Raw genomic sequence first — 14044 nt, forward strand, 5'->3', positions numbered from 1 at the left:
TAATACAAATCAGCGTCAATCGTATTCTTTTTTCACCGAATAGAATGCAGAATGGCGCTGATTTGTCATTTTTAGCGGATTCGTTTTTTTTGTTCCGTTTTATACTGGAGCGGAGAGATGCCCGTTTGACGTTTAAAAATTTGATGAAAGTTAGATAAATTCCGAAAGCCGCATTCCAACCCAACCTGCGCTACGCTCAGGTCAGAATTGCTGAGAAGCTTTCGGGCGTGACTAATGCGAAAACTATTTAGAAATTCAACATACGTTTTCTGCGTCCTTTTTTTAAAATAACGACAAAAAGCAGGGACGGTCATGTGCGCTGTTTCGGCTACGATTTCCAGCCGAATTTCTTCCTGAAAATGCGCCAAAGTAAACTCAATGAGGCGTTTCATGCGCTCGGTATCTGCGTCGTCGGGCGTGATTTGGTAGGCTGTACTGGCCAATGCTTCAGCAGATTTATCCTTTGCCAAAGTTAAAAGAATACTTAAAAATGAAATAAATCGGCTTCCTTCGGGTAAATACGGTAATTGGAGAATGTCTTTCTCGATTGTATGGATGGCTTCTGGGCTAAACCTAATGCCCCGCGCCGACCGTTTCATCAATTCCTGAATTGAATTGAATTCGGGAATTTTTTCGATGAAATCATGAACCAGACTTTGCGGAAACTGTATCACCACCGATTCGGCCCACAATGCGATATTGGACTGATAAAAGGCGTCATCATTTCGCCAAAAATGGGGGAGGTTTGACCCTAACAAGACCAAATCTCCTTCATAAAATGGCCCTACATGATCACCCACAAACCGCTGTCCGTGGCTTTTTATAATGTAAGTAAGTTCATATTCTGGATGATAATGCCACGGGGCATCAAAAAACGCCATTTTGAAACCACGCGCTAAGTAAGACAAAGAACCTTCGATGCTTAATTTTTCAAGTTGTGGTTTCATCACTTTAAGTTGTTAAAGCTATAATATAAAAAATATCAAATATTTGCCTTATTTAATAGTATATAATTCATTATAAGTTAATATACCATATATTATAGTCAAAAAAACGTATTTTCTCATTTTAAAAATTCTGTTATTTTGTATCAACAGTTAAGCTAACCATCTATACTTATGCTCGCAACAATTGATACAACGGTTTTGAAGGAAGAACTAAATACTCCTTATTCGGTTTCGCCCGAAGCCATTGCATTTTACCGTGAATTTGGCTACGTCAAACTCAAAAATGTGTTGAGTCCAGAAATCCTTTCGTATTACGGTGACATCATTACCGATTTGGTCTTTAAACTCAATAAATTGACCAAACCAATGGAAGAGCGCACCACGTATGAACGCGCTTTTTTACAAATCATGAATCTTTGGCGGGAAGACGAAACGGCCAAGGAGTTTGTGTTTTCGAAGCGTCTCGCCCAAATTGCCGCCGACTTAATGGAAGTGGACGGAGTTCGTTTATACCACGATCAAGCCCTCTATAAAGAACCGACGGGCGGTATTACGCCTTGGCACGCGGATCAGTTTTATTGGCCATTGGCTTCACCTAAGACCATAACCGTTTGGATTCCATTGCAGGCTACACCGATGGAAATGGGCCCGTTGGCGTTTGCTGAAAAAAGCCAAGCCGTTGAGATTGGGCGTGACCTCGAAATTAGTGACGAAAGCGAATCTTTGATGTCTCAAAGTCTGACGCAATTTAATCTCAACGAAGGTCCTTTTGAGTTAGGAGAAGTGAGTTATCATGCTGGTTGGCTGTTTCACCGCGCGGGACCCAATGTCTCTAAAACTGCTCGTAAAGTAATGACGATGATATACATGGACAAAGACCAACGCGTGATGCAACCCCGAAACAGCTATCAAACCGCCGATTGGGAAACATGGCTGGCGTCGGCGCCCGTTGGAAGTATACCAGATAGCCCGCTGAATCCGATTTTATTCAGTCGTTAAAAAATAGATTTGACTAATAATAAACCAAAATGCCTCCAAAACTGCAATTTGCCCTTTTCTGGCGCGACGTACTTGATTTGTTTTATCCAAATCTGTGTAGCTCTTGTAAGGCGCAATTGGTAGGTAATGAGGAGTGTATCTGCACTAAATGCCGGGCAAATTTACCCCGTACGCAGTCTCATTTGATGAAGATTCCTGCACTAGCAGAAAAATTTGCGGGGAAAGTACCCGTGGAAAATGTTTACTCCTTTTTGAAGTTTGAAAAAGGAGGCGGAGTACAACGGATGCTACATCAACTCAAGTACGGCAAACGCCCCGAAGTGGGAAAGGTGCTGGGACAAATCTATGGGCATGAACTTTTGCAAGCGGGCGAGGGGCATTCTTTTGATTGGGTGCTTCCCATCCCTCTTCATCCCCGAAAATTGGCGCAGCGGGGCTATAATCAAAGCGACCAATTTGCGGCGGGCCTTTCGGCAAGTTTAGGAATTCCGTGGTCGGGTGAAATTTTGAAACGGGGCAAATTCACGGAGACTCAAACGCATAAAACCCGCTTCGAACGATTTGAGAATGTGTCGGGCATTTTTGAAATCACACAGCCCGAAAAAATCCATACCCGACGCATTGCCTTGGTAGACGATATCGTTACGACGGGTTCAACGTTGGAGTCGGCAATCATTGAATTGCGCAAAAACGGCGCGAAGGAAGTATCGGTCATAACAATCGCGGCGGCGTATTAGGAGGAATTATCTCAAAAAAAGGAGGGGCGACTGCATTTGCAATCGCCCCTCTTTCTATTTCAAAAAATGGAATGTCTATTTATTTCTTCCCGTTGAAATCATTGCGCAACGGAAACCGATGGTTGCAGTAGATGAATCCTGCGATAAGAAACGACGCGTACCTGGTGAAAGCCAATAGGCTACGTCATTCCAAGAGCCGCCTTTATAAACCCGCAACTTATCATTGACGACTGAGTTGCTATTTTTGGCATCGTAGCGTTTTTCGTCATCAAGAAAACCATCTCGACGCAGTGGGTTCAAATCTTTGAAGTCCATGAACGAAAGTGGACGATAGACGTCGTATACCCACTCGTTTACGTTACCAGCCATGTTGTACAAGCCGAAATCATTTGGCGGATACTTGTAAATTTCTTCGGTAATGATGGCACCATCGTTTGATTTACCAGCAATACCCGCGTAATCACCGCGCGCCCGTTTGAAGTTGGCCAACATTTGACCTTTGTTTTTACCGCGAGGATTGCGCAATGATGAGCCATCCCAAGGATAAATCCGCTGATTGGATTGGTTTTCATCGGCATACTGCGTACCAATCATGGCTTTAGATGCATATTCCCATTCGGCTTCTGTTGGCAGGCGATAATTAGGTAAAACATAGCCGCTTTCTACCGCAGGGCGTGCTGAAGGTGAACTTGCCATCAATGCCTCTGATTCGGCAGCAGCTTGTCCTTTTTTCTTGCTACGCTTCATAGGAGAGCCTTTCTTGCTTTTGCCGTTGGCTTGTTTAGCCAAGTTGCTGTTCACAAAATTGGTCCGCCACGTAGAATAATCGTTGGCCTGAATCCATGAAATACCTACTACAGGGTACATACGGAAGCCTGGGTGACGGAAATAATAGGTTACGTATGAATCATTGAAAGACAATGGATCGTACCAAACCGTGGTATCAGGCAACGCTTTTGCATATACTTCTGCCGACGAGTCGCGTTGTGTATAGTGCAAATACTCCAAATAGTGCAAATTGGCAATTTCTGTTTCGTCCATATAAAATGACTGCACACTCACAGTACGCTCGCGGTTATCGTGCGTACTCATCACATCTTCTTCCAATGCCCCCATCGTAAAACGACCGCCTTCAATAAAGACAAGGTTGGGTCCTACTACTTGTGACTTGTAAGGTAATACCACAAAACCGTCTGATTCCTGCGAATCTGCCGCACCTTTCTTCTTTTTACTTTTCTTTCCATTCTTAGAGGCAAAGTCGGAGTTTGTAGCCGTACTTTTTTTACCTGGATTAAGGCTGGAAGGATGTTTTGACTTACAAGCACTAAACAGCACCGTGGCTGCCAGTACCCAAATCGCCGCTTTCATACTGAATTTGACCATTTAGATTAAATAGTTAATCGTTATTTGATATTCGTTGCTCGTTATTGTGCTACAAGTAGTACTGTTATTTGGTAAAGAATCGGGCAAAAATACGATTATTGCCTAAAATACAACTAAAATTCTATTGATTTGTTCTGTATCAATAACTTTGCCAAACTTAAATAACCCCGATTTTTTGATTATATCTAAGGATTATTCCGTTTAATTTACCGGTCTAATAACGAACATAAAATTGGGTCTATTGTCTGTCCTGATGAGATTTTCAATAAATATTATCAAAGGGTGTTTTGAACAGCTGCACAAATTGGAGTGCTTGAACCTAAGCTCTTTTCGCCATGTCCAATGGGTGATGGGATGGCTTTACTTTTTTTTACTTCTTTTTTCGTCTTTTCAAACAGCAGCCCAGTCGAAAATTTCATTTGATACGCTTCAAAATGATTTGAAAGAGGCGCTTCAATTTTTAGCGGATGTGCAGTGTAAAGAAACCATTGAGGGAAAAACGTACGCTGGAGAATGGCCGGCTTACATGCAAATGCATAAGCGTTTTGTAATGCTGGGCACGCGCCAAAAGTACCGTGATTCCAATAGTTTTACAACGTCGGGTATTTATAACTTGCTGTCGGAGATGTACTTAACAGATACGTCTTTAACACAAATCCTGCCGATGTTGCGCGCTTCGTTTCCTGAGATTCAAAGTTATGCCACCAGTCAACAATACAATTTTTGGAAGCTACTACCACCCAATCGGGATTTGCAGAAAGGTCCCCAACCTAGCCCTGTGCCGTGGGTGCGGCGTCCTACGCACTACAAACTTAGGTCGCGCTATATAAATAATGCGGCCAATGTCGAAAATGACGCCGACGATACGGCGTCGGGAAACTTGGCGGGGTTGTATCATTATCAAATTTTTGGAAAACAAATAAGCCTGAGAGTTGAAAGTGATTCGTTGTCAGATTTCAGGGGGGCATCAGAACACCGATTGGCGTCCTTTCAATTATTTGATACCTATCTTGACACGCTCAGAAAAAATCGGCATTGGTATAATTATTTATTTAACGGTTGTGCACATTCGGGGGCGTACATGACTTGGCTAGGGCAGGAGGAAGCTTTCAATAAATGGAGCATTGTCAAAACTTTCGGCCACAATCAGATATTTTATTTGAAACAAAGTATTTGTTATCCAAAGCCATATCGACCTTATATTCCCTATGGAACCAATGACGTTGACGCCGTCGTCAATGCCAATGTGCTGGCTTATTTAGCCCAAAAAGGTGAGTTAGCTTCGAGCAGGGGCACAACTGGCGCTCATCGTTTTATTTATCATCAGGCCGTCAGAAAACGTTGGAGCCGGGCGGGGCATTATTATCCCAATCGGTATCATTTTCATTATGCCGTTTCGCGGGCTTTGGCGGCGGGAGATACTGCCCTGATTCCCACTGCGCGCTTGATGCTTCAGCATTTGATGGAATCGCAAAGGCAGGCAGGAAGCTATCGTAGTCGTCGTCGGGTCAATCATGGTGATGAATTACAGTCGACAACTTATGCGTTGTTGGCCCTTCTGAATTTTAGAAAGATAGGGTTAAATGTCCCTCAAACTTCATTGAATCAGGCTGTAAAATTCTTGCTTAATCAGCGGCAACGGGTTGATAACAAGGTATTTTGGAGAGGAGGGGTTTATTTCTCAGGCGGAACGGTGGTGCGTAATGTGCTTTATTTTACATCAGACGCTTACACAACGGCGCTGGTGGCGCAGGCACTGCAAAAATACATGATGCAAGAAAATCTCAGTCAATCAATCACTGGGCGTGACTAGCCGTCAAATCAGAATCAACTACGGTGATGTGTAGCAGCGTTTGCGCACTTCCGATGGCCAGCGCGGTATGGTCGGAGGTGAAAATAGCTTCATATATACTAAATTGGTCGTTGAGCTTTATCCCGAATCGCTTATAATTCCCCGTTTTATTGTCCAAAACGATTTGTCCGTCACAGGCGGTATAGAGGTCGTATTTGTGGTTGGAAACCCGTCCCCAAATCAAGCCAGCATCGTTGATAACCTTTTTTTGAGTGTTGCGATAAATGCGTCCTTTCTTACCAATCCAACCGCCCATTGCTACAAAATCGGTGGCATTCTCAAACTGTATTTCGTGAAATATACTGTTTCCTACTTTTTGTTTTCGTTGCCAGCGGTCATTTTCGAGTGTGTACAGGTGGGTGCGGTTGGGGGTGTACATAAGCGCATAAACCTGCTGATTATGAGGGTTGTACTTGACGCACCAGACCATTTTGAACGCATTGCTGTACACTTTTCGCCACGTACGACCCCGGTCGGTAGACTTTAGAATAAAACCCAGGGGAATGGTTTTTTGAGAATGGGCAATGGCGGTATTTCCCCCGCATACAAACGCCGTGGAGTCATTTACTACAGCCATGTTGTAGAAACAGGCTTTTTCGTACCCTTTTACCTTGATGACTTCCCAAGTCTTGGCCAGAAGATTGTGCTTATAAATAACGCCTTGATCGGCGCAGGCAATTAAGTTTTGAGCATCAAAACGGTCAATTTTATAAATATCAACGTGAAGGTTTGGGTAGGAAACATCCGTGAGATTGCCGAGAGAATCACTAGATTTTAAGGTGCCATACTTGCCCCCAATCCAGAAACGATTTCCTACGGGAACTATGTCATAAAAGGAAGAGTCTTTAAACGTTTTGCCTTGTTGTAACACCTGAATACGTACTTCCTGCGCTTGGGCGCTGCAAAAAGCAATAAAAAGGGCATAGACGAGCGTTATTTTGGCGGTAAAGTTCAACAATGACGAGATTTTCTAAGGGTTCGCGTTTATAGACTTATTTGCAAAAATAGTCAAGAGACCTTTCTTTACAAATTTACAAGAAGACAACTTCGCGGGGTTTTACCACTATTTATTAAAAGGAAATGAGGTTTTTGCCTCATTTCCTACTTCAACTATTTGATTCGGTTGGGGTTTTCGCTGACAAACGCTGACCAGCCACCTTTTTTTGCTCCTTTCTTTTTGGAGGCGGCCGAGGGAAGCGCATTGGCGTGATAATGATGACAAATAGCAATGGCCACAGCATCGGTAGCATCTAGGTATTGGGCTTCCAATTTTTGTTTGAGAATGCTTTCGAGCATATAAGCGACTTGCTCTTTAGAGGCGCTTCCGCTACCCGTGACCGACATTTTTACGGTTTTGGGCGAATATTCCACAATCGGAATGCTGCGATTGAGGGCGGCGGCCATCGCAACCCCCTGTGCGCGACCGAGTTTAAGCATGGATTGGGGGTTTTTTCCGTAAAAAGGGTCTTCTATGGCCATTTCATCGGGCAAAAACTCTTCGATTAACTGCGTGATGCGTTCAAAGATTTTCTTCAGTTTCAGTTCGTGGCTGTTATATTTGTCAAGTTTTAACACGCCGTATTGTAGGAGTTCAATGCGATGTTCGATGATGCGGATGATCGCGTAGCCCGCAATGCGGGTGCCAGGGTCGACGCCCAAAATGATTTTTTCAGTTGGCTGATTTGATAGGTTTTGTTGCATTATGCAAAGTAACACCCGTTCGTGGTTTTCTCGGTGGTATTCTCTCAAAAAAATCGGATGGGTTTTCAAATGGCTACTATTGGTAGCTATGCTTTCTTACCTGTACGTGACGATTCGGGAAAAAGGCCAAAGTTTACAGGATGTCCTTCAATTACTGCGGGAGCGGCTTACCGCCAATCATTTAACTGAGCTGGCGATGGTGATTTTGTTAACCCCTCTCAATTGGGCCTGCGAAAGTAGAAAGTGGCAATTGTTGGCCCAAAAGATTGAGAATATCAGTTTTCTACAATCGCTGAAAGGTGTTCTGTCGGGATTGGCGTTAGGGTTTATCATGCCCAACAACGTAGGTGATGCCGCAGGACGGGTGCTGTCGCTTCAAAGCCATCAGCGCCTGACTGGAGTAGGAGCGGCGCTGCTATCCAATGGCCTACAATTTTATGTATCATTATTTTTTGGAACACTTGGATGGGGATTCTTCATTGGGCAGCATTCCACACTGCAAAACTGGCCGCAGCTAACACTGCTAGGGGTATTAATAGTTACCTTGGTTTTTGGTATTTGGTTGATTATAAGTAGAAAAAATGCTGAGCGTTACTTGGAGCGTTTCAAATGGTTTCGGTGGATTGAACCCTACGTAGACGTGATTGCTCAATACGATTTGGTTGAAATTCGTCGGGCTTTTCGTTGGGCTGTACTTCGTTATGGGGTATTTACCCTTCAGTTTGATTTGTTGCTCTCGATTTTTGACGTCTCACTGCCCATTTTGACGGCGCTTGCCTGTATTTTTTTGGTATTTTTTGCCAAAACCCTCATTCCAGCGCTCAATTTTTTGGGCGATTTGGGCATCCGAGAAGCGTCCTCATTGTACTTTTTTAGCTTTTATAACATTGCCCCCGCCCAGGTGGTGGCCGTAACGCTAACCTTATGGTGCATTAATATTTTGCTTCCAGTGTTGGTGGGCGCGTTTTGGACGTTGAAGATGAAGTGGTGGCGGGAGTGATTAATAAGTTGAGGCATGGAATGACCAGTTTTTTGTAATTTCGCCGCATGATGTATGGCGTCTTTTTTATTTTTTTTCTTTATGCGGCGGCTTGCCTGTGGCTCTGTGTACAGTGGATACGTATTCCTCAACGACATTCTGAAACAATTTCCGTTCCAAACGATTTTAAATTATCAGTCATTATTCCTGTTCGCAACGAAGAACGGAACATTGGCGTATTGTTGAATGACTTGCAGCAACAGACGTTGGATAAGCGGCATATTGAAGTAATCGTCGTGAATGATGCTTCTACCGATGCAACTGAAGCGATTGTTCGGGCGTTTGAAAAAGAACAATTTTTAGATTTAAAGCTTATTTCTTTAAATGATGTTGCGGTAATGTCACCAAAAAAACGGGCGATAACCGTGGCATTGAAAATAGCCTCTGGCCAATTGATTGTCACTACCGACGGCGACTGTCGGGTGGGAGCGAAGTGGTTGGAGACGATTGTTCAGACCTATCTGCTAACCAACGCCAAGTTTATCAGTGGCCCTGTAACTTTTTTGGATGAAAAAAATAGTTTTGATATTTTTCAGACCATTGAATTTGCCAGCTTGATAGGTACGGGTGCCTGTTTGCTAGAAGCGAAGCACCCCACGATGTGCAATGGCGCCAATCTTGCGTATCAACGGGCGGCATTTGACGAAGTCGGCGGGTATGAAGGAGTAGACCAGATAGCGTCGGGAGATGATGAGTTTTTACTCCAAAAAATCCATCAGCGGTATCCTGGAAGTGCGTATTTTGTGAAAAATGGAGCGGCCATTGTTCGTACTCAACCGCAGGAAAATTGGCGGACTTTTTATCGGCAACGGATTCGCTGGGCGGGTAAGTGGGCCGTGAATCGTAGGCCAGCAACGATGATTGTGGCCGTTTTTGTGTTTATTGTCAATGCTTTGACGATTGTGTTAGTGGCCAAAGCATTGGGAGAAGAAATGAGGGATTTTGGGATGAATACAATTTTAATACTTAAATTTCTTCCTGAATTTCTATTTTTAAGTTTGATTATCAGTTTCTTGAAGAAACGTACCTTTGTTTGGTATATTCCTTTAGTGCAACTTTTTTATCCTTTTTATGTGTTGTTTTTTGGACTGGCGGCCCAACAGAGAGAGTATGAATGGAAGGGGAGGAGATTGCGTTAAAAAGTACAGTTGACGGACAAAACTCACTATTTACAGCGAATGATTCCATTGTTTGTTCACAAATCACCCCGCCTGCTCAAGGCTTTCTACACACCTTTTGTGTGGAATATTTCGACGGACGAAAACATTATATATCTTACCTTCGATGACGGTCCCATCCCCGACGTGACAGAGTGGGTTTTGGAACAATTGGAGCGCTTTAATGCCAAGGCCACCTTTTTTTGTATTGGCGATAATGTGCTGAAATACCCTGATATTTTTTCGCAATTGGTTGTCAATGGACACAGCATTGGCAATCATACGCAAAATCACCTCAATGGTTGGAAAACCGACGACTCAACCTATTGGCAAAACGTGGCCCAATGTCAAAAGATCTTGCCCGTAAAAACAAACTTGTTTCGACCTCCATACGGTCGTATTAAGCTGAGTCAAGCTAAGCCGCTCCTCAATAATTATCACATTGTGATGTGGGAAGTATTAACGGGCGACTTTGAAAAATACCTCTCTCCCGAGCATTGCCTCGAAAAAACGCTGAAACACACGCAGGCGGGTTCTATCGTAGTCATGCACGACAGCCTCAAAGCATGGCGTAACATGAGTTATGTGCTGCCCCGGTTTCTTGAACATTTTTCAGCTTTGGGCTACCGTTTTGAAGCATTACCTCAGCAGGTTTCGGTAGAATTCAAGCTGGGCGAGGCCATGAAAGTCTACTGAGCAAACCAAACCGTCAGACGGCTTGATTTGATTTTTCACGAAAAAAGTACGAATAATTCTTCTCCTCTATATCATCATAAGTGTACATCCGTGAGGTACGGTTTTTGTAAAAATAACGAATCAGGATAAAATCGCCCATGCAAGCGAAAGTATGCAGGAATAGGGCGCTTCCCCAAAAAAACTGCCATTGCGGAAAAATAAACCATAAAACGGTGAGCGAAATTGTAATGACCACAAAAGGCATGGCGGCCACCAATGCATTTTCGCGGAGGGTCATGACAAATTTTTGAGCGTAGGCGTACACAATCAGGCTTTTCATTGACCACCCAAAACCTACTTTTTGGGCACCAATCAGCTTAAAGAATAACCCGTGAATGGCTTCGTGGATGGGGAGTAAAACAATAAAAAAACACAGGAACGCGAGACCGAATTGGGTGGCAAAGGAATCTAATCCACCTTCAGATTTTGGAATGAATTTTCCGATTGACCAGCCCACAACGCCCCCAATGCCAGCAAACACTGCGAAAAAAAGCAACGATTTGGCGTTTAATTTGGGTTTTGTGGGTTGATTATCAGGCTGTTTTATCCCTAATTCTTGCATCAGAAATTTCCCCATTTCATCCACGTGGAAAGAGTCAATCAATTCATAAGAGTTTGCATCGTGCAGTTGTTCTACGGTGGGTTTCATACGTTGTTTTTCATGAAAACCACGAAGGAAATAAAAAGTTTACAGGTTCATTTTTTTCATTTCTTTGACGGCATGGTCAGCGGCGCGTGCCGTGAGGGCCATGTACGTCAGCGATGGATTTTGGCAGGCCGATGAAGCCATGCTTGCGCCATCTGTGACAAATACATTCTTGCAGGCGTGAACCTGATTGAAGCCGTTGAGAACCGATGTTTTGGGGTCGCGGCCCATGCGGGCGGTGCCCATTTCGTGGATGGCAAGCCCTGGGGCTTGGTGGTTATCAAACGCCGCCGTAACTTTAATTCCCGCATTGTGCATCATTTCCTGCGCTTGGCTGAGCGCATCCAACACCATTTTATCTTCATTTTCGTGCCATTGGCAATCAATTTTCAGCGTTGGCATTCCCCATTTATCCTTTTTATCAGGGTCAAGTTCAATTTTGTTGTCCACGTGCGGGAGCATTTCTCCCATGCCAGTCATGCTGAATGTCCAGGGGCCGGGCTTGGTCATACTTTCTTTAAAATCCGCCCCAAAACTTTCTGTTCCGTTGCAACGCTCCCAACCTTGGCGCCCCGCTCCGCAGGCATAGGCATAGCCGCGTACGAAGTCTTTTTGTCGGTCATTTCCGAGATTTCTGAAGCGAGGTACATACGAGCCTGCGGGCCGACGACCAAAATAATAGCTATCATTAAACTCTGGTCCTTCGTAAATGCCACTCACCCGAATTCGGTAATTATGGTCCATCAAATAACGGCCCAGCGCGCCGCTGTCGTTGCCCAAACCGTTGGGAAAACGCCCCGAAGTAGAATTCATTAAAATGGCGGTACTGTTGATGGTAGCGGCATTGACAAAAATAATGCGGGCATAAAACTCCGTCATTTCTAAGGTATTGGTGTCAATGACGCGTACTCCCGTGGCCTTTCCCTTTTTTTCGTCGTAAATAATCGAATGAACAATCGAAAACGGGCGTAATGTCAGCTTACCTGTTTTTATAGCGGCTGGAAGGGTGGAGGATTGGGTACTGAAATAAGCCCCATAAGGACAGCCACGGCTGCACCAGTTGCGGGACTGGCAGGCCGCGCGTCCCAAGGCGGTATGAATCGCCGAAGGCTTGCTTAAATTGGCGGTGCGACTGATGATAAAATGCCGGTCGTTGTATTTATTGGCAACGGTTTTTTGGAAATGTTTTTCAAGGCAATTAAGCTCAAAAGGCGGCAAAAACTCGCCGTCGGGCAAGGATTTAATGCCGTCTTTATTGCCCGAAACCCCAATAAAACGCTCAACGTAGCTGTACCACGGTGCGAGGTCTTTGTAACGAATGGGCCAATCAACCCCGATGCCTTCGCGGGCATTTTCTTCAAAATTATCTTCGTTCCAGCGCTGTACCCACCGCGCCCACATCAGCGATTTACCGCCTACCTGATAGCCGCGTGTCCAGTCAAAGGGCTTGATTTGGGTATAAGGATGCTCGTCGTCTTTGACAAAAAAATGATTGCCGTATTCATTGGCGGCCGGGCCCGTTTTGCGCTGAATCGGCACGCGTTCAGCGAGTTCGAGCGGCAGACGTCCACGGTGGGTCATCTCCCACGGTGCGGACATCGTGGTGGGATAATCGACAACATGTTTTACGTCGCGACCGCGTTCGAGCATTAGGGTGCGTAAGCCTTTTTCGGTCAATTCTTTGGCGGCCCATCCGCCGCTGATGCCTGAACCAATGACGATGGCGTCGTAGGTATTATTTTTCTGAACGTCGGTATTGAGGTACATTTTATTACCGTTAATGCGATTTTTCTTTAACTTATTATAATAAGTCAATCACCGTTTTTTTATACTCTCGTTTCAGTTGTTTTTAAGCAGCCCAAACGAAGCAATGAGACGATAAAAAAAAGTGTAATTTGCGGCAGGAAAAAGAAGCGAATAATTGAGCGTAAAGTAACTTCAGTACGATTTTCCGACAGTAATAAATATAAATTAATTAGCAAATCAACTACCCTAACCATGAACCTCCCCTTTGAAGGAACTGATAAATACGTAGCAACCCGCGAATTGTCGGTCGCGGTCAATGCTGCCGTTAGCTTACAAAAGCCACTTTTGTTGAAAGGTGAACCGGGTACTGGCAAAACCATGCTGGCTTACGAAGTGGCCAAAGCACTGGGTAAACGGCTCATAACGTGGCATATAAAATCAACCACCAATGCGCATCAGGGGCTTTATGAATACGATGCTGTATCGCGTTTGCGGGATTCGCAATTGGGCGACAAGCGCGTATACAGCGTCGAAAACTACATCAAAAAGGGCAAATTATGGGAGGCATTTGAGTCGGAAGAACAAGTGGTGTTGCTGATTGATGAAATTGACAAAGCCGATATTGAATTTCCCAATGACCTTTTGCAGGAACTCGACCGCATGGAGTTTTACTGTTATGAACTCGACCGTACCATCGCGGCCAAACAGCGCCCGATTGTCATCATTACTTCAAACAACGAAAAAGAATTGCCAGATGCGTTTTTGCGGCGGTGCTTTTTCCACTTTATTCGTTTTCCCGACCGTGATACCATGCAGCAAATTGTACATGTGCATTATCCCGAACTGGACAAAGAGCTGCTAGAACGCGCCATGAAAGCATTTTTTGCCGTGCGCGACGTAAAAGCCCTGAAAAAGAAACCTTCTACGAGCGAACTACTGGATTGGATAAAATTGCTTTTGTGGGCAAAGGTCTCCGCCGACGACCTCAAAGACCTCGAATCTCTGCCCGAAGTGCCACCGTTTTTGGGTGCTTTGCTCAAAAATGAACAAGACAATGATTTGTACGCGGCCCTCCGGGCAAAGGGTTTTAAACCGTATTAAT

At 44.4% G+C, this 14044-nt stretch carries 14 protein-coding genes; 7 read left to right on the forward strand and 7 right to left on the reverse strand.

Annotated features, from left to right (window positions below; translation table 11 throughout):
* Positions 1-71: 71 nt before the first annotated feature.
* Entirely contained in the window at positions 72-947 is an 876-nt protein-coding gene (locus DR864_RS01970) for an AraC family transcriptional regulator (protein ID WP_114065367.1), read from the reverse strand.
* Between the two features lie 171 nt (positions 948-1118).
* Here DR864_RS01970 and DR864_RS01975 point away from each other — a divergent pair, with 171 nt between their 5' ends.
* Positions 1119-1946: a phytanoyl-CoA dioxygenase family protein gene (locus tag DR864_RS01975; RefSeq protein WP_114065368.1), complete on the forward strand. Its 828-nt coding sequence runs from the start codon at positions 1119-1121 to the stop codon at positions 1944-1946.
* A gap of 29 nt (positions 1947-1975) precedes the next feature.
* Positions 1976-2683, forward strand: coding sequence for a ComF family protein (locus DR864_RS01980; protein WP_114065369.1), 708 nt, complete (start codon positions 1976-1978; stop codon positions 2681-2683).
* A 75-nt stretch (positions 2684-2758) separates the two neighbouring features.
* Here the strand turns inward: DR864_RS01980 and DR864_RS01985 are convergent, their stop codons facing one another.
* Both DR864_RS01985 and DR864_RS29720 read right to left on the reverse strand, forming a co-directional pair.
* Positions 2759-4066, reverse strand: coding sequence for an SUMF1/EgtB/PvdO family nonheme iron enzyme (locus DR864_RS01985; RefSeq protein WP_114065370.1), 1308 nt, complete (start codon positions 4064-4066; stop codon positions 2759-2761).
* A 275-nt stretch (positions 4067-4341) separates the two neighbouring features.
* Positions 4342-4485: a hypothetical protein gene (locus DR864_RS29720; RefSeq protein WP_162793511.1), complete on the reverse strand. Its 144-nt coding sequence runs from the start codon at positions 4483-4485 to the stop codon at positions 4342-4344.
* A gap of 20 nt (positions 4486-4505) precedes the next feature.
* Between DR864_RS29720 and DR864_RS01990 the strand changes: the two genes are divergently transcribed.
* Complete coding sequence (locus tag DR864_RS01990) at positions 4506-5879, forward strand: prenyltransferase/squalene oxidase repeat-containing protein (RefSeq protein WP_162793512.1); 1374 nt, start codon at positions 4506-4508, stop codon at positions 5877-5879.
* Here the strand turns inward: DR864_RS01990 and DR864_RS01995 are convergent.
* Together DR864_RS01995 and ruvC are read right to left on the reverse strand one after the other, a co-directional pair.
* Positions 5863-6876 carry a WD40/YVTN/BNR-like repeat-containing protein gene (locus DR864_RS01995; RefSeq protein WP_114065372.1) on the reverse strand — a complete coding sequence of 338 codons (1014 nt, stop codon included), beginning with the start codon at positions 6874-6876 and terminating at the stop codon, positions 5863-5865. The genes DR864_RS01990 and DR864_RS01995 overlap by 17 nt on opposite strands.
* 152 nt (positions 6877-7028) lie before the next feature.
* On the reverse strand, positions 7029-7619 hold the full coding sequence (gene ruvC / locus DR864_RS02000) for a crossover junction endodeoxyribonuclease RuvC (RefSeq protein ID WP_114065373.1): 591 nt from the start codon (positions 7617-7619) through the stop codon (positions 7029-7031).
* Position 7620: 1 nt separating this feature from the next.
* Between ruvC and DR864_RS02005 the strand changes: the two genes are divergently transcribed.
* The 3 genes from DR864_RS02005 to DR864_RS02015 are packed head-to-tail and all read left to right on the forward strand — an operon-like array spanning position 7621 to position 10511.
* Positions 7621-8619, forward strand: a complete 999-nt coding sequence (locus DR864_RS02005; RefSeq protein WP_114065374.1) for a lysylphosphatidylglycerol synthase transmembrane domain-containing protein — start codon at positions 7621-7623, stop codon at positions 8617-8619.
* A gap of 47 nt (positions 8620-8666) precedes the next feature.
* Positions 8667-9797, forward strand: coding sequence for a glycosyltransferase (locus tag DR864_RS02010; protein ID WP_114065375.1), 1131 nt, complete (start codon positions 8667-8669; stop codon positions 9795-9797).
* 39 nt (positions 9798-9836) lie between these two features.
* Complete coding sequence (locus DR864_RS02015; protein WP_114065376.1) at positions 9837-10511, forward strand: polysaccharide deacetylase family protein; 675 nt, start codon at positions 9837-9839, stop codon at positions 10509-10511.
* 13 nt (positions 10512-10524) lie between these two features.
* Here DR864_RS02015 and DR864_RS02020 read toward each other — a convergent pair whose 3' ends face one another.
* The gene (locus DR864_RS02020) at positions 10525-11199 is read right to left on the reverse strand and encodes a DUF3267 domain-containing protein (RefSeq protein WP_114065377.1); all 675 of its coding nucleotides are present in this window, start codon (positions 11197-11199) and stop codon (positions 10525-10527) included.
* A gap of 39 nt (positions 11200-11238) precedes the next feature.
* Positions 11239-12963, reverse strand: a complete 1725-nt coding sequence (locus DR864_RS02025) for a GMC oxidoreductase (RefSeq protein WP_114065378.1) — start codon at positions 12961-12963, stop codon at positions 11239-11241.
* A 231-nt stretch (positions 12964-13194) separates the two neighbouring features.
* Here DR864_RS02025 and DR864_RS02030 point away from each other — a divergent pair, with 231 nt between their 5' ends.
* Entirely contained in the window at positions 13195-14043 is an 849-nt protein-coding gene (locus DR864_RS02030) for an AAA family ATPase (protein ID WP_114065379.1), read from the forward strand.
* The last annotated feature ends 1 nt before the right edge of the window (position 14044 follow it).

The sequence above is a fragment of the Runella rosea genome, from assembly GCF_003325355.1.
GTDB classification, from domain to species: Bacteria; Bacteroidota; Bacteroidia; order Cytophagales; family Spirosomataceae; genus Runella; species Runella rosea.